The organism is Isoptericola sp. b515, assembly GCF_030588125.1.
GTDB classification, from domain to species: Bacteria; Actinomycetota; Actinomycetes; order Actinomycetales; family Cellulomonadaceae; genus Isoptericola; species Isoptericola sediminis.
Window position 1 is genome coordinate 270,384 of record NZ_JAUQYR010000004.1, and the last position, 20,710, is coordinate 291,093.

19 protein-coding genes and 1 tRNA gene are annotated in these 20,710 nt (G+C 74.4%); 8 read left to right on the forward strand and 12 right to left on the reverse strand.

Features of this window, described 5'->3' with window-relative positions; genetic code table 11:
- Window positions 1-85: 85 nt before the first annotated feature.
- From Q6350_RS13215 to Q6350_RS13240, 6 genes are all read right to left on the reverse strand, one after another.
- Complete coding sequence (locus Q6350_RS13215; protein WP_305066426.1) at window positions 86-1,150, reverse strand: hypothetical protein; 1,065 nt, start codon at window positions 1,148-1,150, stop codon at window positions 86-88.
- A 259-nt stretch (window positions 1,151-1,409) separates the two neighbouring features.
- Window positions 1,410-2,696 (reverse strand): aminotransferase class I/II-fold pyridoxal phosphate-dependent enzyme, encoded by a 1,287-nt coding sequence (locus Q6350_RS13220; RefSeq protein WP_305066427.1) that lies wholly within the window; start codon window positions 2,694-2,696, stop codon window positions 1,410-1,412.
- 10 nt (window positions 2,697-2,706) lie between these two features.
- Window positions 2,707-3,534 (reverse strand): hypothetical protein, encoded by an 828-nt coding sequence (locus Q6350_RS13225; RefSeq protein WP_304603197.1) that lies wholly within the window; start codon window positions 3,532-3,534, stop codon window positions 2,707-2,709.
- Between the two features lie 10 nt (window positions 3,535-3,544).
- Window positions 3,545-4,027 carry an SRPBCC family protein gene (locus Q6350_RS13230; RefSeq protein ID WP_304603198.1) on the reverse strand — a complete coding sequence of 161 codons (483 nt, stop codon included), beginning with the start codon at window positions 4,025-4,027 and terminating at the stop codon, window positions 3,545-3,547.
- A gap of 11 nt (window positions 4,028-4,038) precedes the next feature.
- Window positions 4,039-4,506, reverse strand: coding sequence for an OsmC family protein (locus tag Q6350_RS13235; protein WP_171247100.1), 468 nt, complete (start codon window positions 4,504-4,506; stop codon window positions 4,039-4,041).
- Window positions 4,507-4,542: 36 nt separating this feature from the next.
- Window positions 4,543-5,145 carry a hypothetical protein gene (locus Q6350_RS13240; RefSeq protein ID WP_305066428.1) on the reverse strand — a complete coding sequence of 201 codons (603 nt, stop codon included), beginning with the start codon at window positions 5,143-5,145 and terminating at the stop codon, window positions 4,543-4,545.
- A gap of 45 nt (window positions 5,146-5,190) precedes the next feature.
- Between Q6350_RS13240 and Q6350_RS13245 the strand changes: the two genes are divergently transcribed.
- Entirely contained in the window at window positions 5,191-6,009 is an 819-nt protein-coding gene (locus Q6350_RS13245) for a thymidylate synthase (RefSeq protein ID WP_305066429.1), read from the forward strand.
- A 2-nt stretch (window positions 6,010-6,011) separates the two neighbouring features.
- The gene (locus tag Q6350_RS13250) at window positions 6,012-6,581 is read left to right on the forward strand and encodes a dihydrofolate reductase (protein WP_304603201.1); all 570 of its coding nucleotides are present in this window, start codon (window positions 6,012-6,014) and stop codon (window positions 6,579-6,581) included.
- A gap of 10 nt (window positions 6,582-6,591) precedes the next feature.
- Here the strand turns inward: Q6350_RS13250 and Q6350_RS13255 are convergent, their stop codons facing one another.
- Together Q6350_RS13255 and xylA are read right to left on the reverse strand one after the other, a co-directional pair.
- Window positions 6,592-8,088 carry a xylulokinase gene (locus Q6350_RS13255; RefSeq protein ID WP_305066430.1) on the reverse strand — a complete coding sequence of 499 codons (1,497 nt, stop codon included), beginning with the start codon at window positions 8,086-8,088 and terminating at the stop codon, window positions 6,592-6,594.
- 124 nt (window positions 8,089-8,212) lie between these two features.
- Window positions 8,213-9,376: a xylose isomerase gene (gene xylA / locus Q6350_RS13260; RefSeq protein WP_304603203.1), complete on the reverse strand. Its 1,164-nt coding sequence runs from the start codon at window positions 9,374-9,376 to the stop codon at window positions 8,213-8,215.
- A 95-nt stretch (window positions 9,377-9,471) separates the two neighbouring features.
- Between xylA and Q6350_RS13265 the strand changes: the two genes are divergently transcribed.
- The 4 genes from Q6350_RS13265 (at window position 9,472) to Q6350_RS13280 (ending at window position 12,988) form a co-directional block, all read left to right on the forward strand.
- Window positions 9,472-10,710, forward strand: coding sequence for an ROK family protein (locus tag Q6350_RS13265; RefSeq protein ID WP_305066432.1), 1,239 nt, complete (start codon window positions 9,472-9,474; stop codon window positions 10,708-10,710).
- 84 nt (window positions 10,711-10,794) lie between these two features.
- Window positions 10,795-10,867 (forward strand) — tRNA-Arg (locus Q6350_RS13270).
- Between the two features lie 46 nt (window positions 10,868-10,913).
- Window positions 10,914-12,353: a transposase gene (locus tag Q6350_RS13275; RefSeq protein WP_305066433.1), complete on the forward strand. Its 1,440-nt coding sequence runs from the start codon at window positions 10,914-10,916 to the stop codon at window positions 12,351-12,353.
- A gap of 119 nt (window positions 12,354-12,472) precedes the next feature.
- The gene (locus Q6350_RS13280) at window positions 12,473-12,988 is read left to right on the forward strand and encodes a DinB family protein (RefSeq protein ID WP_305066434.1); all 516 of its coding nucleotides are present in this window, start codon (window positions 12,473-12,475) and stop codon (window positions 12,986-12,988) included.
- 104 nt (window positions 12,989-13,092) lie between these two features.
- On the opposite strand, the gene Q6350_RS13285 is transcribed toward Q6350_RS13280, so the two are convergent.
- Window positions 13,093-14,307: an MFS transporter gene (locus tag Q6350_RS13285; protein ID WP_246246580.1), complete on the reverse strand. Its 1,215-nt coding sequence runs from the start codon at window positions 14,305-14,307 to the stop codon at window positions 13,093-13,095.
- Window positions 14,308-14,604: 297 nt separating this feature from the next.
- Here Q6350_RS13285 and Q6350_RS13290 point away from each other — a divergent pair, with 297 nt between their 5' ends.
- Both Q6350_RS13290 and Q6350_RS13295 read left to right on the forward strand, forming a co-directional pair.
- Complete coding sequence (locus tag Q6350_RS13290; RefSeq protein WP_305066435.1) at window positions 14,605-18,735, forward strand: hypothetical protein; 4,131 nt, start codon at window positions 14,605-14,607, stop codon at window positions 18,733-18,735.
- A gap of 31 nt (window positions 18,736-18,766) precedes the next feature.
- Window positions 18,767-18,982 (forward strand): hypothetical protein, encoded by a 216-nt coding sequence (locus Q6350_RS13295; RefSeq protein ID WP_304607582.1) that lies wholly within the window; start codon window positions 18,767-18,769, stop codon window positions 18,980-18,982.
- A 64-nt stretch (window positions 18,983-19,046) separates the two neighbouring features.
- Here the strand turns inward: Q6350_RS13295 and mscL are convergent, their stop codons facing one another.
- The 3 genes from mscL to Q6350_RS13310 form a co-directional block, all read right to left on the reverse strand.
- Window positions 19,047-19,448 (reverse strand): large conductance mechanosensitive channel protein MscL, encoded by a 402-nt coding sequence (mscL, locus tag Q6350_RS13300; RefSeq protein ID WP_369810854.1) that lies wholly within the window; start codon window positions 19,446-19,448, stop codon window positions 19,047-19,049.
- A 154-nt stretch (window positions 19,449-19,602) separates the two neighbouring features.
- Entirely contained in the window at window positions 19,603-20,262 is a 660-nt protein-coding gene (locus Q6350_RS13305; RefSeq protein WP_304603208.1) for an SAF domain-containing protein, read from the reverse strand.
- A gap of 94 nt (window positions 20,263-20,356) precedes the next feature.
- Window positions 20,357-20,674: an FmdB family zinc ribbon protein gene (locus Q6350_RS13310; protein ID WP_171247111.1), complete on the reverse strand. Its 318-nt coding sequence runs from the start codon at window positions 20,672-20,674 to the stop codon at window positions 20,357-20,359.
- Window positions 20,675-20,710 lie beyond the last annotated feature (36 nt).

Genomic DNA, 20,710 nt, shown 5'->3' on the forward strand with positions numbered 1-20,710 from the left:
GGACACCCCGGGCCGTTCGTCGTCCGGGCCGGGTGGACCGTCGGCCCCACCCGGTCGCCGTCGGTCTGCCCCCGATCGCGGTCGGTCAGCCCGCGGTGCCGTCCGCTCCGGAGCCGTCCGTGCTCGACCCGACGTCGGTTCCGGGCTCGGTCCCGGACGAGGCCCCGCCGTCGCCGGGCGACGCGGGGTCGGTGGGTTCGGCCGGGTCGGTGGGCTCGACCGGATCTGTCGGATCGACAGGGTCGGTGGGTTCGGCCGGGTCGGTCGGCTCGACCGGCTCGGTCGTTCCGGGGCTCGGCGTCGGCGTGGCGGTCGAGCCGTCCTCGGTCTCCGTGGCCGAGCCGTCCGTGGAACCGTCCGTCGTCGTGCTGTCCTCCGGGCCGGAGCCCTGCGTGCCGGAGGCCGGTCCGGACTCCTCGTCGTCCGTGATCCTGTTGCCCGAGCCGATGGTCTCGGCGGCGTCCCGGTCCACCGTGCGGCTCAGGCTCGTCCCGGACCCCTCGACCCCCTGGACGGCGGCCGACAGGGGCTTGCCGAGGACGAGCTCGGTGACGAGCACGACCCCCATGACGACGACGAACAGGACCCCGGCCGAGGCGGCGAGGACCCGGACCGTGCCGTGACGGTCGATCAGCCGGAGCCACGCGTTGCGAGGCGTGCCCGCGGCGGGTGCCTCGTCGGCCGGTCGGGCGGCGTCGTGCGGGCCGGCCGTGTCGGTCCCCTCGGCGGGCAGCGCCATGGCGTTCGGCCCGGTGCCGGCGTTCGGCCCGGTGCCGTCCGGAGGGGTGCCGTCGTCGGCGGGCCCGGTGACGACGGTCCCGGCCGCGGTGGACACGGCGCTGACGGCGCGCGTCCCCGGCCGGGTCCGCGCCATCTGGCCCATGACCGGCTTGAGCTGGGCGTGCGTGCGCTCGATGGAGCGCGTGTAGAGGAAGTTGGCGACCACCGTCAGCACGCTGGCGACGCCGGCACCGATGATCGTGCCGGCGATGCCGAAGAAGGAGAGCATCACGGTGGTGCTGACGGCGGCGAGCGCGCTGGCCACGATCTGGGTGATCGAGAGCTTCGTGGCCGTGGACTCGGACGGCTTCTCCGGGCCCTCGGTGCGGGCCGGGCGCTCGTCGGTCGGGGGAGGGCTGGTCGCGGTCACGGGCGCCTCCTGGGTGCGAAGGGACGGCGGAGCCCGCGCCACCCGTCGGCTGACCTGCCGTGCGTTGCTGCGGTTCCGGCGTCGGCCGCGGGCGTTCACCCGCAGCCTAGGTCGGCGGCTGTGCCGCCCGCGGTGAGGAGCCGGGGAGGTTCCGTGCTGTGACGGACGCCTCACGACCCTGCACACGCTTGTGGGCATGAAATCTGCGGTCGTCGGCGACGACGAACCGCAGATTTCATGCCCACAGCGAGGGTGCGGATCAGGCGGAGGCTGCCTCCGCGGCGGCCAGCAGCATGCAGGTCGCGACGCCGTCCATGGCGACGCGGACCTCCTCCAGCGGCGGCATCGACGGGGCGAGACGGATGTTCGCGTTCCGCGGGTCCTCGCCGTACGGGAACGTCGCGCCGGCCGGGGTCAGCTTGATCCCGGCCTCCTGCGCGAGCTGCACCACCCGCGACGCCGTGCCCGGCACGACGTCCACGGAGACGAAGTAGCCGCCGGCCGGCTCCGTCCAGGTCGCGACGCCCGTGTCCCCGAGACGGTCGGCGAGGATCTCGACGACGGCACGGAACTTCGGCGCGAGGATCTCGCGGTGCTTCGCCATGTGCGCCCGCACGCCGTCGGCGTCCCCGAAGAACGCCGCGTGGCGGAGCTGGTTGACCTTGTCCGGGCCGATCGAGCGGAACGCCAGGTGCTGCTTGAACCAGGCCACGTTGGCCGGCGACGACGCGAAGAACGACACCCCGGCCCCGGCGAACGTGACCTTGGAGGTCGAGGCGAACATCAGCACGCGGTCCGGGTTGCCGGCCTCGGCGGCCAGGCCGATCGCGTCCGCCGTCGGCGTCTCGTGCTCGGTCAGGTGGTGCACCGCGTAGGCGTTGTCCCAGAAGATGCGGAAGTCGGGCGCTGCGGTCGGCATCGACACCAGGCGGCGGGCGACGTCCTCGGTGATCACCGACCCGTCCGGGTTGGCGTACGTCGGCACCGCCCACATGCCCTTGACGGACGGGTCGTGCGCGACGAGCTCGGCGACGGCGTCGACGTCCGGGCCCTCCGGCGTCATCGGCACCGTCACCATGCGGATGCCGAGCTCCTCGCAGATCGCGAAGTGGCGGTCGTAGCCGGGCACCGGGCACACGAACGTGATCTCGCCCTGCTGCGACCACGGACCCTCGCCGCCCGGGACGCCGAACAGCATCGCCTGCACGACGGAGTCGTACATGAGGCGCAGCGACGCGTTGTCCTGGGCGAGCAGCTGGTCGACGGGCACGCCGAGCAGCTCGGCGAAGATCTCGCGCAGCTCCGGCAGCCCGTCGAGGCCACCGTAGTTGCGCACGTCGGTGCCGGCGGCGGAGGTGTGTCGTCCCTCGCCGGGCAGCGCCAGCAGCGGCTCGGACAGGTCGAGCTGTTCGGCGGACGGCTTGCCCCGCGTCAGGTCCAGGGACAGGTCCCGGGCCTGGAGGGCTGCGTACTGCTCGCGCAGCTCCGGCAGGCGTGCGGCGAGCGCGGGGTCGACGGCGGCATGGTCGGCTGGTGAGGTACTCACGCCTCCGAGCCTACGCGCCGGTGGTGCCGCGGTCGTCGTCGGGAACGGCCACATTCCGGCGCCGAAAACTGCGGCGACGTCCACGTGTCGGTGCCTGGGGACCCTCGATCAGGTCGGCCGGGGGCTGCTCGATCACCGGGGGGAACCGGCCGGGCGGGACGCCGAACGCACTGCGTGACTGCGCGACGACGCCGTGCCCCAGGGCACGGCCGCCGGCGAAGCCGACGACGGCACCGACGCCGAACGGGATCATCCGGCCCAGGGCCAGCGTGCCCTGCTTGGCGAGCTGGCGGCGCAGGAACCGGTGGGTGAGCACGCGGTTGACCCGCTTCAGGGTGGACTGCGGCATCGAGGTCAGGAGCACCTTGCCCCAGGCCATCTGGGACCCGGCCGCGGCCTTCTCGACGTCACGGGCGCCGGCCTCGCCGAGCACGGTGGCCAGCAGCAGGGCGCGGCGGCGGGCGACGTCCTCGATCGCGATGCCGTGCACGCTGGCGACACCCAGGGAGAAGACGGCCGACGACGCGAAGAACGTCGCGATGTCGCTCGTCGTCAGCACGGCAGCCGCGCTCGTGCCGACCGCGGGGGCCGCCGCCACCGCGCCGACCGCGCCGCCCGCCGTCGCGACGAGCGTCAGGTACTCCTTCTCCAGGATCCGGATGACTTCGGCAGGGTCCGCCTGGGGGTTGCGGCGGCGCACGGAGTCGACGTGCCGGTGGATCGCTGCCGAGGGGATGGTGACGGCCTTGGTCAGCAGCGCGTCCAGCACCGGCGTCGGCCGGTACCGGGTCCAGGACTCCAGCTCCTGCGGGGGCTGTGCGTCGTGCGGCGTGGTCATCTCCGCGACTTTACCGACGTCGCTGCAGAAGGCGACTCAGACGGAAGAGCGACGCGTGCATCATGCCGCGCAGGAACAGTCCCACCAGCACCTCGTTGGCGCGGCGCGGCCAGGGTCCCGCCAGGTAGGCCTCCTCCCACCAGACGATCCGGGTGCGGTCCAGGTCCACGGGGACGACGTCGAACCCGGCCACACCCCGCAGGTACGGACCCTCCTTGCGCACCGCGCTGCGTCCGATGGTCCCGGCCCGCGTGGACGGCCGCTGCTCGGCGGTGATGGTCATGCGGTCCGGGAACCCCGGCAGGCCGCGCCTGATCCCCGGACCGCTCACCATCGTGAACGTGTCCCCAGGGCCCAGCGGGGCCGTCGGTTCGGGGGAGAGGTGCGTCAGCGGGATGAACCGGGGGTGGGTGCGCGGGTCGGCGACCCAGGCGAACGCGACGTTCGCCGGCACGGGGACGACGCGGGAGACCTCGACGCGGTGCGGGTGCATGGTTCCTCGGCTCAGTCCTGGGGCGGGAGGAACTCGGCGGGCGGCACCTCGGCGCCGGCCTTGAGCGTGCGGCCCACGGTGCAGGCCCGGTCGATGGAGCGCTGGGCGAGCAGCAGCGTCTTGGCGCGCGTCTTCTCGTCGAGGCCGGACAGGTCGATCTCGAAGATCTCGCTCAGCACCGGGTAGCGGTCGTCCTCCATGTCCTTGCCGTTCTCGACCCGGATGGTGGTCTCGTAGTCGTCGCCGAGCACGCGGGAGAACTTCGTGTCGCTGGACATGCCCGCGCAGGCGGCCAGGGCGATCTTCAGCAGCTCGCCGGGGGTGAAGACGGCTCCCTCGGACGACGGGCCGATCTCCACGGTCGCGCCGCGTGCGCTGAACCCGCGGTAGGTGCGGGTGCCGGTGCGCTCGACCCACAGCGGGTCGGTCGGCGACGGGGTGACGGCGGCCGGGGCGTCCTCAACAGTCTGATCGGTCATGGGTCGATCCTCGCACCTTCTCGCGGGGTGCCGATGTCAGCGCGCGAGCAGCTGCTGGGTCCGCGCGACGGCGGCCTCCCGGTGCGCCGCCGTCGGCCAGGCGCGATCCTCGTGCGACGTCGGGACGAGCTGCAGCCGTGCCGCCGGGTCGCGGACGGTCAGCGCGGTCAGCTCCCGGCGGCCGGGCCGCACGGTGCCGGTGGCCACCGGGGCCGGCAGCGTCACCCACCAGCGCGGGGCGTCGTCGCCGCGGACCCACAGCTCGACCCGGTCGGGCAGGAACGCGTAGACGACGTGCTCCCGGTCGGGGCAGTCGGGCGGCAGGCCGCGCGTCCCCGCACGCAGGGACCGCGCCTCGGCCGTCAGTGCCGTCGTCGGGCGTCCCACCACCAGCGGCGCCCCCGGGCGGTGACGGGCCACGTGGCGCACCTGGCCGCGCACCCGTGCCGCGACGAAACCGAACCAGGCCAGCACGCCGAGGACCGCCACGGCTGCGGCCACGCCGATCATCAGCCACACCCCGGGCTCGTCCAGCCGGCGGCCGATCCGGGCCATGACCAGCAGCACGACCAGGACCGAGACCAGCCCGGCCAGTCCGCCCGTGGTGAGTCCCCGCCCGGGCAGCGTGCGACGCGGCATCCCGGCTCCCTCCGGCTCGACGATGCGGTCCGTAGACTCTCGCACATGAGCGGAGCCCCGGAGACGAGCATCCCCACGCCGTACGAGGACCTCCTGCGTGACGTCCTCGCGACCGGCACCCCCAAGGGTGACCGCACCGGGACCGGGACCCGCAGCGTGTTCGGGCGCCAGCTCCGCTACGACCTGTCCGCCGGGTTCCCGCTGATCACCACCAAGCGGGTGCACCTGAGGTCGATCGCCTACGAGCTGCTGTGGTTCCTGCGCGGCGACTCGAACGTGCGCTGGCTGCAGGAGCGCGGCGTGACGATCTGGGACGAGTGGGCCGACGACGACGGCGAGCTCGGCCCCGTCTACGGCGTCCAGTGGCGCTCGTGGCCCACCCCGGACGGACGCCACCTCGACCAGATCGCGGCCGTCGTCGAGCAGATCCGCACCAACCCCGACTCCCGCCGGCACGTCGTCACCGCGTGGAATCCGGCCGAGATCGAGGACATGGCCCTGCCGCCGTGCCACGTCATGTTCCAGTTCTACGTCGCCGACGGCCGGCTGAGCTGCCAGCTCTACCAGCGCTCGGCCGACCTGTTCCTCGGGGTCCCGTTCAACATCGCCTCCTACGCGCTGCTGACCCACATGGTCGCGGCGCAGACCGGGCTCGAGGTCGGGGACTTCGTGTGGACCGGCGGCGACTGCCACATCTACGACAACCACGTCGAGCAGGTGCGGACCCAGCTCGCCCGCGAGCCGTACCCGTACCCCGAGCTGCGGCTCGCACCGTGCGAGTCGATCTTCGACTACACCTTCGAGGACATCGAGGTCCTCGGGTACCAGCACCACCCGGGCATCAAGGCCCCGGTCGCGGTCTGAGCGTGATCGGACTCATCTGGGCCCAGGCACGCGACGCCGCCGGGCGGCCCGTCATCGGGGCCGACGGCGGCATCCCGTGGCACGTGCCCGAGGACTTCGCGCACTTCCAGCGCACGACGTCGGGGCACCCCGTCGTCATGGGACGGCTCACCTGGCAGTCCCTGCCGGACCGGGTGCGGCCGCTGCCCCGTCGGACGAACGTCGTCGTCACCCGCGGTGCTCCTGCGGATGTCGTGGCGCTCGCGGTGCCGGAGCGTCGTGACGACGTCCACGTGGCAGCGTCGGTCGAGACGGCGCTCGCCGCGGCCGCCGCGGCACCCGGCGGCGACGAGGTCTGGGTGATGGGAGGGTCCCGGGTGTACGCGGACGCGCTGGCGCTCGCGGACCGGCTCGTGGTCACCGAGGTCGACCTGGAGGTCGCGGGCGACGCCTTCGCCCCCGACGTCGACCCGGACGCCTGGGAGCTCGTGGCCGAACCCGCGGATACCGGGGCCGACGACGGCGGCTGGGTCGCGTCGTCGGGCGCGGACGGGCTGCGGTACCGGATCCGCACCTACCGCCGGCGTCCGTGACGCGGCGCCTTCAGACCAGGTCCCGGACGGCGGCGTACTGCTCACGGACCCCCGGCCGCGGGTCGGCCTCGAGCGTGGTGGCCACCGCTGCCGACCACGCCGGCGCCTGCGCACCCCGTGACGCCGCCGCCGCGAGCACCCAGGCCGCCTGGCGCGCGGCGCCGTCGGCGACGTACTCACCAGGCTCCGGGATGGAGATCGGGAGCCCGAAGACCTGCGTCGCGACGGTCTGCACGGCCGGCGACTGCGCCGCGCCGCCGATGAGCAGGACGCGCTCGACCGGCACGTCCTGGGCGCGCAGCGCGTCCAGGCCGTCGGCGAGCCCGCAGAGCATCCCTTCGACGTAGGCACGCGCCAGGTGCTCGCGGGTGGAGGTCGCCAGCCGGATGCCGTGCAGGGTGCCGGTGGCATCGGGCCGGTTGGGGGTGCGCTCGCCCTCGAGGTAGGGCACGAGGACGAGGCCGTCGGCGCCGGCGGGGGCGGCGAGGGCGAGGTCGGAGAGCTCGTCGAACCCCGCGCCGAGCACGGTGCGGGCGGCGTCGAGCACGCGGGCGGCGTTGAGCGTCACGGCGAGCATCAGGGCGTTGCCGGTGGCGTCGGCGAACCCGTTGATGGCCCCGGACCCGTCGGCGGTGCGCCGCGGCGCCACGGCGGAGACGACGCCGGAGGTCCCCAGCGAGATCGCGATGTCGCCGGGCTGCATCCCCAGGCCCAGCGCCGCGCCCGCGTTGTCGCCGGTGCCCGGGCCGAGCAGTGCGCCGCCGTCGACGTCGGCACCGGCCACGCTCGGGTGGGCGATACCGCCGGACACGGACGGGGCGAGGATGCGGGGGAGCGCGACGTCGTCGCGATCGAACGCGAGACGCAGCAGATCGCGGCGGTACGCACCGGTGGTGCCGTCGTCGTCCCCGGGGGCCTCGGCGTCGTAGTAGCCGGTGCCCGAAGCGTCGGAACGGTCGGTGAACAGGGCGCCGAAGTCAGGCCCGAGCGGGGAGTCGTCGGCCGGCCCGTAGCCGGCGATGCGCCAGCTCAGCCAGTCGTGGGGGAGGGCGACGGCGGCGACCCGGGCGGCGTTCTCGGGTTCGGCATCCCGCAGCCAGCGCAGCTTCGTGATCGTCAGGGACGCCACGAGGACGGAACCCGTGGCGTCGGCCCAGCGCTGGGCGCCCGTGGCGCGGTCACCGTCGCCGAGCTCGGTGATGAGGTACTCGGCGGCCGGGGCGGAGCGGGTGTCGTTCCAGAGGAGGGCCTCGCGGACCACCCGACCCTCGGCGTCGAGGGCGACCAGCCCGTGCTGCTGACCGCCGACGGCGATCGCGGCGACGTCGTCGAGGCCGTCGGCGTCCCGTGCCGCCTCGCGGAAAGCGTCCCACCAGCGGTCGGGATGGATCTCGGTGCCGTCGGGGTGCTTCGCCGAGCCGCTGCGCACGAGGGCGCCGGTGTCGGCGTCACGGACGACGATCTTGCAGGACTGCGTGGAGGTGTCCACGCCGGCCACGAGGGGCATCGTTGCTCCGAGGGAATCGAGGTCCTCCCCCCAGGACCGATGGCTACGGATTGCTGCAGACAGCGCCGCCTACTGCAGCAATCCGTAGCCGTCGGCCCCGGGTGGAGAGGACGGACGGTGGTGGTCAGCCGATGAGGTGCTTCAGCGCGAGCTGGTGCAGCTTGACCAGCCCGTAGTCGCGCTCGGCGGCGGCGTCGACGTCGAGCCCGTCGACCGACTCGTCCGCCAGGAAGGCGTCGAAGGACTCGCCCTCGGCCAGGGTGGACTGCCCGAGGTCGAAGATCCCGGCGTGCTCGAACGCCGCCTGGACCGCGGGGTCCTGCCGGTACGCGGCGGCCTTGGCGGCGAGCATGTCGTAGGTCTCCATGTTCGCCTTCGCCGACTCCCACACGCCGTCGAGGTACTCGGTGCGCGAGGGCTTGTAGTCGAAGTGGCGCGGGCCCTCGTAGCGCGGCCCGCCGTTCGGGAACCCGTTCTCCAGCAGGTCCACGGTGAAGAACGCGTTGAGCAGGTCGCCGTGGCCGAACACGAGGTCCTGGTCGTACTTCGGGCCGTGCTGGCCGTTGAGGTCGATGTGGAACAGCTTGCCGCAGTACAGCGCCAGCGCCAGGCCGTGCGTGTAGTTGAGGCCGGCCATCTGCTCGTGCCCGGTCTCGGGGTTGAGGCCGACGATGTCGCCGTTGTCGAGGGTGTCGATCAGGGCGATGGCGTGACCGATGGTCGGCAGGAAGATGTCACCGCGGGGCTCGTTCGGCTTCGGCTCGAGCCCGATGCGCAGGTCGTAGCCCTTCGACTTGATGTAGGCGGCGACGGTGTCGATGCCCTCGGCGTAGCGGGCGTGCGCGGCGTGGAGGTCCTTGGAGTTGTCGTACTCCGTGCCCTCGCGGCCGCCCCACATGACGAACGTCGAGGCGCCCATCTCGGCGGCGTTGTCGACGCTGCGCAGCACCTTCTTCAGGCCGAAGCGGCGCACGTCCCGGTTGTTCGACGTGAACGCCCCGTCCTTGAAGACCGGGTGGCTGAAGGTGTTGGTGGTCACCATCTCGCAGACCATGCCGGTCTCCTGGGCGGCCTTCTTCACGGCGTCGATGCCGGCCTGGCGCTCGGACTCCGAGGCGCCGAAGGGGAACACGTCGTTGTCGTGGTACGTGAAGCCCCAGGCGCCGAGGTCCGCCAGCTTGCGGACGGAGTCGGCCGGGTCCAGGTCGGGGCGGGTCGCAGCACCGAACGGGTCGTTCGCGGGCCAGCCGACGGTCCACAGGCCGAAGGAGTACTTGATGTCGCTCACGGGTTTCTCCTCGTCGAGTCGGTCGCCGGGCGACGACGGCCACGGCGTTTGTTCTATGAATGAACTATTACCCGTCGCTGGGCTAGAGTCAAGACGTGACCGAGCCGACGACGCGTAGCCCGGGTGCCGCTGACGACGCGAGTGCATCCCGCCAGCACACGCTGCGCGAACGCAACCTGCGACTCGTGGCCCGCGCCATCTACGACGCCGCGGCGGCCCCCGGGTCGCCCGACCAAGTCCCCCCGTCCCGCGCCGACGTCGCCACCGCCACCGGGCTGACCCGTGCGACGGTGTCCACCCTCGTCGACCGGCTCCTCGCGGCACGCCTCGTCACCGAGCTCCCTCCCGTCCCCGCGCAGCGTGCCGGGCGCCCCGCCGTGCCACTGGTCCCGGCGCGGCGCACCGTCGTCGGCGTCGGCCTCGAGGTCAACGTCGACTACCTGGGCGTGCGCGTCCTCGACCTCGCCGGGGACGTCGTGGCCGAGCGGGTCGAGACCGGAAGCTTCCGCGACTCCGACCCCGCCGCCGTGCTCGCCCGTCTCGGGGCCCTCGCATCGGACGTCGTCGCGGGCGTCCGGGCCGACGGGATGCAGGTGGCGGGCGCCCGGCTCGCGCTGCCCGGCCTCGTCGACGCCCGCACCGGCGAGCTCGAGGTCGCCCCGAACCTCGGCTGGTCCTCTCTCGACCCGGTGCCGCCGCTCGGCCTCGGCGAGCTGCCCGTCGTCGTCGCCAACGAGGCCAAGCTCGCCGCGCTCGCCGAGCTCGCCGGCGATGTGCCGCCATCGTTCCTCTACGTCTCCGGCGACGTCGGCATCGGTGGCGGGATCGTCGTCGACGGGGCGCTCTTCCTCGCCGAACGGGGGTGGAACGGCGAGATCGGGCACGTCGTCGTCGACCCCGCCGGGCCGCGCTGCACCTGCGGCGCCCACGGCTGCCTGGAGCAGTACGCCGGCAAGGAGGCGATTCTGCGGGCCGCCGGGCTGGCGGCCGATGCACCGCTGGGCGAGCTGATCGCGCTGCTGCGGGCCGACGGCGGTGCTCCTGCCGGGCAGGCGCGTGCTGCCGTGGTGCGGGCAGGGCAGGCGCTCGGCTCGGCGCTCGCCGACTTCGTTAACCTCACCGGCGTCTCGACTGTCGTGCTCGGCGGCGTGTACACGGACCTGGAGGAGTGGCTGCGTCCCGAGGTCGAGGCAGGGCTGGCCGACCGGGTGCTGGCGGCGCCGTTCGCGCCGGTCGTGGTGCGGGCCGCGGTGGCCGGCGAGCACGCGGCGCTGACCGGGGGAGCGCGGGAGGTGCTGCGCGAGGTCGTGGCCGACCCGGCGGCGTGGGGCTGATTCCTGCTCCGGCGGGCTCGGGCGCTAGGCTGTGGGCGTCGCCGGGGCTCCGGCTGTGGCGGCGCGTCGTCATCGAGGCGGCGAGCGCCCGTAGCTCAGGGGATAGAGCACGCGCCTCCTAAGCGCGGTGTCGCGCGTTCGAATCGCGCCGGGCGCACACCTGTTCGACTCAATGTCGGTGCCTCCTGGCAGGCTGACCAGCGATGACCCGGCACACGACCTTCCGCTTCAGCCTCGACCCGACGGTCGAGCAGCGGGGCGTGCTCGAGCGGCACGCCGGGGCGTCGCGGTTCGCGTTCAACCAGTGCCTGCGCTTCGTCTTCGACGCCCGCCGAGCCCGGGAAAGTGGCGAGGACGTCACGGTCCCCCGCACCGGCTACGACCTCATCACCACGTTCAACGCGTGGAAGAAGTCCGAAGCGGCGGGGCGCGTCTTCACCGTCGCCCCGGACGGGGCCGCGCAGATCACCGACCTGGGCCTCGTGTGGCGACGGGAGGTCTACCAGCAGGTCTTCGAGGAGGCCGCCGTCGACCTGGGGCGCGGGCTGGCCGCATGGTCGGCCTCCCGGCGGGGCGAGCGTGCGGGCCGGAAGGTCGGGCACCCGGGCTTCCGGAAGAAGGCCACCGCTCGGCAGTCCTTCCGCATCCGCAACCAGTTCCCGCGGCGCGGCAAGCCCGCGATACGGGTCGGGGAGGCCACGCCGCGGTCGGTCCTCCTGCCCGGAGTCGGGACGCTGCGGGTCCGCGAGGACACGCGTCGCCTGCGGCGCATGCTCGCGAAGGACCGGGCGCGGATCCTCTTCGCCACCGTCTCGCGCGGTCAGGGTCGTTGGTGGGTGTCCCTCAACGTCGAGGCGGCGGACCTGCACCCGGCCCAGCGGCATCCGGGCCGGGGAGTCGACGCGGCGGAGGCGGACGCGCGGTGGGTCGGCGTCGACCTCGGGCTGACTTCCCTGGCGGTCGCTGCCCGCAGCGACGGCACCGAGGTGGACCGCATCGACGCCTGGCCGCGGCTGCTGCGCTCCACCGCGCGCCGCCGTCGGGCACTGCATCGCGCCGTGACCCGCAAGCGGCAGGGCTCCCGCCGTCGTCGGCGGGCTGTCGCCCGGCTCGCCCGCTACTACGCCTGGACGGCGCGTCGGCGCCGTCACCACGCGCACCTGATCTCGAACCGGCTGGTCAAGACCCACGACCGGCTCGTCCTCGAGCATCTCGACGTGCGGGGCATGCTCGCGCGCAACCCCACCCTGGCCGAGTCGATCCACGACGTCGGCTGGTACCAGCTCACCCGGCAGATCGCCTACAAGCAGGCGTGGCGCGGTGGGGAGCTGGTCCGGGCCGACCGGTGGTACCGCTCGTCCCAGACCTGCTCGGCCTGCCGGTCCGTGCAGGACATGGGTGGGGTGGCCGTGCGCCGTTTCGACTGCCGCACGTGCGGGCTGTCCCTGGACCGCGACCTCAACGCCGCGGCCAACCTCGCCGCCTGGGCCGAGCTGCACCACGGTGCAGACGTCTGGGCCCGGGACCTTCCAGCAGAGGGCCCGGTCATCAACGCCCACCGACGGGAACGCTCTGGCCGCCGCCTCCGCGGCGGCGAAACGGGCCCGGAGGACGTGGGAACCGGGGCTCGGGCGTCGGCCTGACCTCCGGACGCCCGAGGAGGGCGGTGCTCTGCCGACCGCAGGCATGCTGCAAAGACGGGGTCGGTGACGAGCACGCTGCAAGCGAAAGGTTGCCGGCGGCCGCGCCGTACCCTGCCCGCATGCCGCTCTCCGACGTCGAACCCCGCCTCGACTCCACCGACCCGGCCGCCCAGTTCGTGGCCTATCTCGACTACTACCGAGCCGCCGTCGCGCGGAAGCTCGGCGGCCTCACGGGCGCCCAGCTCACCACCAGCGTGCTGCCGTCCGGGTGGACGCCCGCCGACCTGCTGATCCACCTGGTGCACATGGAGCGCCGCTGGTTCGTCTGGGGCTTCCTCGGCGAGCAGGTCGACGATCCGTGGGGCGACTCGGGCGGCGACCCCGAGGGTCTCTGGCAGGTGCCCGACGGCGTCACCGTGGCGGCGCTGCTCGAGGAGCTGCACGCCGGGGGTGAGCGCACCCGGGCCGTGCTGGCCGAGAACGAGCTCGCCGAGCGTGCCGCCGTCGGCGGGCGCTTCGCCGAGGACCCGCCGACTCTGCTGTGGATCTGCTTCCACGTGCTCCAGGAATACGCGCGGCACGCCGGCCACTTCGACGTCGCGCGGGAGCTGATCGACGGATCGACGGGGGAGTAGGCCGCCCGGCTGCCGGCCCGCCACCGCCCTACCGCTGTGGGCATGAAATCCACGGCTCCGCACCGCCGCCGGGCTGCAGATTTCATGCCCACAGCAACACGGGGTCAGGGGGCCTCGGTGTGCGCGATGTGCGCGAGCTGGCGCCACACGAGCGCCAGCGTCAGCCCGGCGCCGACGAACGCGAACCAGAACGGGGCCGTGATCCCCCACCACTCGGCGAGCAGCCCGCCGAGGAAGTTGCCGACGACGATCCCGCCGAACAGCCCCAGCAGGTACACGGACCCGACGCGGCCCTGGTACGCCGTGGGCACGGCGCGCTGACGCACCGTGTTCGACACGGTGCCCCACACGAACGTGTAGAGCCCGAACGCGAACAGCGCGAGCATGGCGACCCAGCCGGTCGTGGTGAGCGCCAGGACCAGGTGGAAGGCGACCTCGGCCGAGAGGCACACCTTCATGAGGGTGGCCAGCGTGAACCGCCGCTCCAGGCGGCCGTACAGCACGGTGGCGACGACCCCGCCGACGGCGGAGGACGTGATGAGCAGGCCGTAGCCCACCGGCCCCATCTGCACCTGGTCGCGCGCGTAGAGGACCAGCACGCCCCAGGGGGCGGCCCAGGTGAGGTTGAAGGTGAAGATGACCAGCGCGAGGGTCCGCACGGGCGGGTGGTTCCACAGCCAGCGCAGCCCGTCGCGGATCTCGCCGCGGGTGCCGGACGTCGTCGGGGGCGGGACGGCCGGCAGCACGACCCGGCTCACCAGCACGATCGCGAGGGCGAGGGTGACGACCTGCACGACGAACGGCCAGGCGTGCCCCGCGGCGAACAGCGCCGCGCCGACGGGCGGTCCGACGAGCTGGTTGCCGGTGAGGAACCCGGCCTGCAGGCGGGCGTTGCCCGTGCCGAGGTCGCGCGAGTCCACGAGCATCGGCAGCAGCGTCTGGGCCGTCGTGTCGGCGAACACCTCCGCGACGCCCATGAGCAGCATCGCCACGAGCACGACGGTGATGTTGACGTGGTCGGTGAGGATGAACGCGCACAGCACCGCCACGACGACGGTGCGCAGGACGTTCGAGACGATGACCAGCCGGCGCCGGTCGAGCCGGTCGGCGAGCGCCCCGGCCCACAGTCCGAGCACGACCCAGGGCAGGCGTTGCAGCAGCGCGGCGAGCGCCACGAGGAACGCCGAGTCGGTCTGGGAGGCGACGAGCAGCGGTCCGGCGGCCAGCGCGATGCCGTCGCCGATGTTGCTGGTCCAGCTCGCCGACACGAGCCAGCGAAAGCTGCGTCCCAGCCGGGCAGGGACGATCGCCTCGAGCATCTTTCGCACCGACCGATGGTAGGCCTCCGACCAGGCGTGATGCCACATCATTACCTGCTGGACGGTCGTGCGAATCGTTTCGAGGTGCGCACCGTGTATTGACGTGTTAGCGACATCACCGGCACACTCTCGGGTGGCAGCGCGCACCGCCCGCCCCCTGCGCGGTGCGCGCTGTCTTCATCCGGACTCGTGCCGGACGGCGCCTCCTCGGCCCCCCACCGAGGGGGCGTTCGTGATTCCCCGGTGGCCCGGCGTGCCCGCCACCATCCGGGAGGGAGGTCGGACTACCGTGCTGGCGTGAGAGTGTTGCGCCGATCCACCGCCGCGACCGGGGCCCAGCCCGCGGCCGGACCGCACGACGCCACGGGACAGGCTGACCGGTCGGGCGACGGCGCCGCGCCGGAGCCGTCGCGGACCGACGCCACCTCCGACGACGACACCGCCCGCAGCGCCTCCTCCGCCGCGGGACCGACGACCACGACCCCGCTCGTCGACGCCGTGCGCCGGTGGCGCGCCGGGCTCGTCGAGACCGCCGGCGGCGCCGGTGTGGCCGACGTCGGGCTCCTCGGCGAGGCCGTCGTCGACCTGTCCGCCGCGCACCCCTCGGGCGTCGCGCAGCTGTTCGCCGGGCGGGCCACCCGCTTGTCGAACCTGGTCCGCGAGGGCGACTCCTTCCCCACGGCACGACGCCGGGCCCGGGCCGTCATGGTGCGGTCGGCCGAGCACGCCGCCCGCTACGGCATGGCCCCCACCTACCTCGCGATCGGCGTGGCCACGTGGACCGAGACCGTCGACGCCGACGGCGAGCCCACCGCCGAGCGCCGCGGGAAGCTGACGGCGCTCGCCGAGGTGGCGGCGTCGGGCACCAGCGCCGCGTCCGCCGCGAGCGCCTCCTCCCCGCCCGAGGCCGTCACGACCTCCATCCCCGTGGTCAGCGTCGCCGCACGCGAGCCCGAGGCGCGAGGCGTGCCGTCCGGCGAGGACGGCGCCGGCGGCACCCGGACCGTGCACGCCCCGGTGCTGCTGCGCCCGGTCCTGCTCGCCCCACGCGGTGAGGGGGAGACCGACTACGAGCTCACGCTCGAGCCGACGGTCGAGGTCAACCCCCAGCTGGTCCGCACGCTGCGGGCACGCGGTGCCCGGCTGGACGCGGCCGGGCTCGCCGGTGCGACCTTCACGGCGGCCGGTTTCGACCCCGACGACGTGCTGGAGCGCCTCGCCGACATCGCCGCCGAGCACCTCGACGACTTCAGCTGGGAGCACCGCGTGCTGGCCGGCACGTTCGTGCACCCCGCTCAGGCGCTGGTGGACGACCTCGACGAGCTCGCGCCGGCGCTGGGCCGTCACGAGCTGGTCGCCGCGCTCGCCGGTGCCGAGCCGGCGCGCGAGCGCGTCGCCGGCGTCGAGCTGCCGGAGCCCCGGCGCACGGACCCCGACCCGGCGCGGGAGCGGGGCGTGGGCGACCTGGACCCGGACCAGCGGCAGGTGGTCGAGGCGGCCGCGACCGGTCACCACCTCTTCGTCGACGCCCCGGTGGGCGCCGACGTCGCCGGGACCGTCGCCGCCGTGGTGGCGGAGGCGGCCGCCGCCGGCCGGTCGGTGCTGTACGTCACGGGGCACCGCCGCGCGGCGGACAGCCTGGCCCAGCGGCTCGACGAGCTCGGCCTGGGCGGCCTCTCGCTCGACGTCACCCCCCGGCCGACCTGGCGCGACGACATGGCCCGGCGGCTGCTCGCGGCGATGGCCAGCGAACCGGAGGACCTGGACACGACCGGGCCGGCCGAGGTCCGCGACGCCCTCATCGGGGCGCGGGCCCAGCTGACCGGCTACATCGACGCCCTGCACGCGCGGCGCTCGCCGTGGGGCGTCTCCGCCTACGACGCGCTGCAGGAGCTGGCGCGCCTCACCTCGGAGCGGCCGTCGCCGTCGACCCGCGTCCGGCTGGACCCGACGACGGCGCTGGCCCTGGACACCGAGCGACGGCACCGGCTCGCGGCCGACCTGGAGCGCGCCGCGACGCTGGGGGCCTTCACGCTGCGCCCGTCCGGCACGCCCTGGTTCGGGGCCGACCTGCTGACGATGGACGCCGCGCGGGACGCGCTGGCCCGGGTGCGACGCCTCAAGGACGCGACGCTGCCGCAGCTGCGGCGCCAGATCGCCTACACCGGCGAGGTCACCGGTCTGGAGGTGCCTCGTACCACCCGCGCCTGGGGCGAGCAGCTCCGCATGCTCGCCGGGATGCGCAGCACGCTGGACGTCTTCCACCCGATGGTGTTCGAACGCACCGCCACCGACCTGGTGCAGGCGACCGCCCCGCGCGCCTGGCGTCGGGAGCGGGGGATCGAGATGGGGTGGTTCACCCGTCGCCGGCTGCGCAAGCGCGCCCGCGACATGGTGCGCCCCGGGGTGCGGGTCACCGACCTGCACGGCGCGCTGCAGGAGGTCTCCGCGCAGCGCGACCTGTGGGCGGAGCACTCGGCGCGCGGTGGCTGGCCGACGCTGCCCGAGGGGCTGGCCACCATCGAGGACACCTACGAGGCGGTGCGGATCGACCTCACCGAGCTCGAGCCGGTCCTGGCCCCCACGACGGCGGGCGGGCGTCTGCTCGACCTCGACCTGGACGCGCTGGCCCAGCGGCTGCACCAGCTCGCGGGGGACCCGAAGGCCCTCGAGACGCTGCCGGAGCGCACGGCGCTGCTGCGCCGTGCCCGTGAGGCGGGGATCGGCGCGCTCGTGGACGACCTGACGACGCGGCGCGTGGCCGGTGACCGGGTCTGCGCGGAGCTGGACCTGGCCTGGTGGTCGACCGTGTTCGAGCAGGTCCTCGCCGAGGACCCGGTGCTGGCCGGGCAGGACGGTGCCGGGCTCGACGCCCTGGCCCGGCGCTTCCGGGACCTGGACACGCGCCACCTGGCGGCGCTGTCGCAGCCGGTGCGGGTGGCGACCCGGTCGCACCTGGGCACGGCGATGCGTGCGGACCGGCAGGGCGCCGAGGACCTGTTCGCCGAGCTCATCGGGGGACGCCTGACCTCGCTGCGCGACCTGGTGGACCGGTACGGGGACCTGGCGCGGCGGCTGCGGCCGGTGGTGCTCGCGACGCCCACGCTCGTGCCGCACCTGATGCCGGCGCACCGCACCGCGGACCTCGTGGTGATCGACGCCGTCCAGCACGTGCCGACGGAGGTGGTGCTCCCCGCGCTGGCGCGCGGGCGGCAGGTGCTCGTGGTCGGTGACCCGCGGTCGGCCTCGGGCACGAGCGTCGCCGACCTGTCGGAGCTGCTGCCGACCCTGACGCTGCAGCCGCGGGAGAACCGTCGCGACCCGGCCCTGACCCGCCTCCTGGCCGCCCACGGGTACGACGAGCTGCTGCGGCCCGCCCCGGTGCCGCGGTCCGAGGAGCTGATCCGCTTCGACCTCGTCGACGGCAGCGGGATGCCCGACCAGTCCAGCGGCTCGGTGCAGAGCACGCGGGCCGAGGTGGACCGGGTCATCGAGGCGTCCATCGAGCACGCGATGACGCGACCGGAGGAGACCCTCGGCATCGTCACGATCACGGCGACGCACGCCGACCGGATCCGCGAGGCCCTGCTCGCCGAGGTGCGCGCGAACCCCGCCCTCGCCCCCTTCTTCTCCGGCCGGCGCCCCGAGCCCGTGGTCGTCGCCGACATCACCGGGGTCGCCGGGCTGTCGCGCGACACCATCCTGCTGTCCGTCGGCTTCGGCCGGACGCCGCACGGCCGGGTGCTGCACCGGTTCGGCGTGCTCGGGGAGGACGGCGGCGAGGCCATGCTGCTCGGCGCGCTCGGCGCCACGCGGCGCCGCCTGCACGTGGTGAGCTCCTTCGACGCCGCGGCCCTGGATCCCGACCGGTTGCGCGGTGCCGGTCCGCGGCTGCTGCGCGAGGTGCTGGAGACGGCCGAGCGGCGTTCGGGCGTCGCCGACCAGGTCGAGCTGGGCAACGGCGTCGACGTGGGCCGCGTCCCGGACCGGCTGGTCACGGACCTGGGTGAGCGCCTGTGGCGGCTCGGGTACCTCGTCGAGACCGACTACGGCACCGTCGACGGCGACCACGTCCCCCTGGTGGTCGGGCACCCCGACCTGCCCGGCGAGCTGCTGGTCGCCGTGCTCACCGACGACGAGGACTACGTGGCCGAGCCGTCGGTGCGGCTGCGCGACCGGCAGCTCGCGCAGCGGCTCGAACGTCTCGGCTGGACCGTCACGCAGGTGTGGTCGGCGGCCGTGTTCCTCGACCCCGACGGCGAGGCGGACCGGGTGCGCCGGCTGGTGCAGCGGGTCCGCGACGAGCGTGTCGGCACCCCGGGCGGTGTGCCCGTGCCGCCGGAGATCGTCGTGCCGGTGCTGGACGACGAGGGCGAGCCGGACGACTCCCCGGTCGGGCCGGTCGCGGACCGGGACCAGGTCGACTGATCCTCGACCGCGGGGCGGGCAGAATGGTCCCGTGAGCGAGAACGCCGAGCCCCCCGTCGACCCCGTCGACCCGGCCGGGACCCCGGAGGCGCCCGCCGCGCCGGCGGGCGCACGCCGACGCGGGCCCCGCCGGGCCGTGCGCCGGGGGAGCGAGAAGGAGACCCACTGGGGCGTCAGCACGGACGAGTCCGGCGGTCACGGGTCCAACGACGACCGGCTGCGCGGGGACGTGCCCCCGCACTGGTGACCCCGGCGCCGGCCCCGCAGGTCGGTTCCGGTCGGGCGGTCGCCCGACCGGTGGTGCTCGGGCGTCAGGCGCGGCGCTCGGCGAGGAGGTCGCGGATCTCGGTCAGCAGCACGACGTCCGGGGAGGGCACGGGCTCCGGCTCCGGCTCCTGACCGCGGGCGCGCCGCTCGGCCAGCCTGTTCATCGGCAGCACCACGACGGCGTAGAGCGCGGCCGCCACGAGCAGGAACCGGAGCACGGCGTCCAGGAACAGCCCGATCGAGAACTGGGCGCCGTTGAGCGTGAAGTTCCCGACCCCGGCCAGGCTGGCCTCGCCGAAGACGGCCGCGATCAGCGGGGTGAGCAGGCCGTCGGTCAGCGCGCTGACGACCCCGGCGAACGCGCCGCCGATGACGATGCCGACCGCGAGGTCGACGACGTTGCCTCGCATGATGAACTGCTTGAACCCGGACAGCATGCCTGTCATCTGACGGCGTCCCTTCGGAGTGCGGAGCGCGGCGGTTCGCCGCGCGCGACGGTCGACCGGCATCCGATCAGCCCGGGAGCCGTCGCGCAAGGCAACGCACCGTCGCGGGCGCCGGCGGGGCGGCTCCCGGGCGCACGGGTCGCCGGCCCGGCCGTCACGGCACGAGGACCGGGGCGATCGCGCCCCACCCGGAGGAGGCCGACACCGCGGGGGCCTCCTCGGGCGAGACGGCGACCAACGTCACGCCGGTGGAGTCGCCGGCGCCCGGGACGCCGAGCAGACCGGCGCCCGGCTCGTCGACGGCGCTGGATCCGGGATCCTCCGCGGCCGGCGGCAGCACCTGGGCGCGCCGCGCCAGTCGTGTCCCGCCGTCGTCGGTGGCGACGAGGTCGATGCGGTCCCCGGGGCGCAGCCAGCCGGACTCGGTGAGGCGCACCGCGACGACGACGGTCCCGGGCGGAGCGGACCCTGCCGGCCCGCCCGGCCGGACCACCGAGGCGGACAGCGGGGTGCCGGCCGCCAGGTCGACGACCGTCGTCCGCCCGAGGGCCTCGTCGGGGTCGCGCAGCAGCGTCGCCGGGGCCAGCGCGGCCGGGACCGGCACGGTGGTCACGTCGTCGGACGTCAGGGTGTGGCCGGTGGTGACGTCGTGCGCGGTGACGAGGACGTCCAGGGTCGGGGGCGGCGCGGGTCGGACGGCCGCGACGACCGCCCAGGCGGCGAGCCCGCAGCAGCAGGCGGCCACGACGAAGCGTGACCGCCACACGACCAGGCGCAGGTACGCACCGACCTGACGGTTCGCAGTGAGGTCCATGCCGGGGAACGCTAGGCCGGCGGTGCGGGGTCGCGGCGCAGCCGGGCACCCGTCTGTGGACACCTGCGCCGGTGGGTGGGCGGGGCCCCTGAGGTCAGGCGGAGGCGGCCTGCGAGGACCCGCCGGAGGAGGAGCTCGAGGAGGAACCGCCCGAGGAGCCGGAGGAGCCGGAGGAGGACCCGCCCGAGGACGAGGTCCCGCCCGAGGAGGAGGAACCCGAGCTCTTGCCCCCGCCGGCGCGCGAGTCCGTGCGGTAGAAGCCGGACCCCTTGAAGGTCACCCCGATGGAGCCGTACTGCTTGCGCAGCCGCCCGGCGCACTCGGGGCAGACGGTGAGCGCGTCGTCGCTGAACGCCTGGCGGATGTCGAAGGCGTGGCCGCAGTCGGCGCACCGGTAGGCGTACGTGGGCACGGTCTCTCCTCAGATGGCTGGCACTCGGATCCTGCG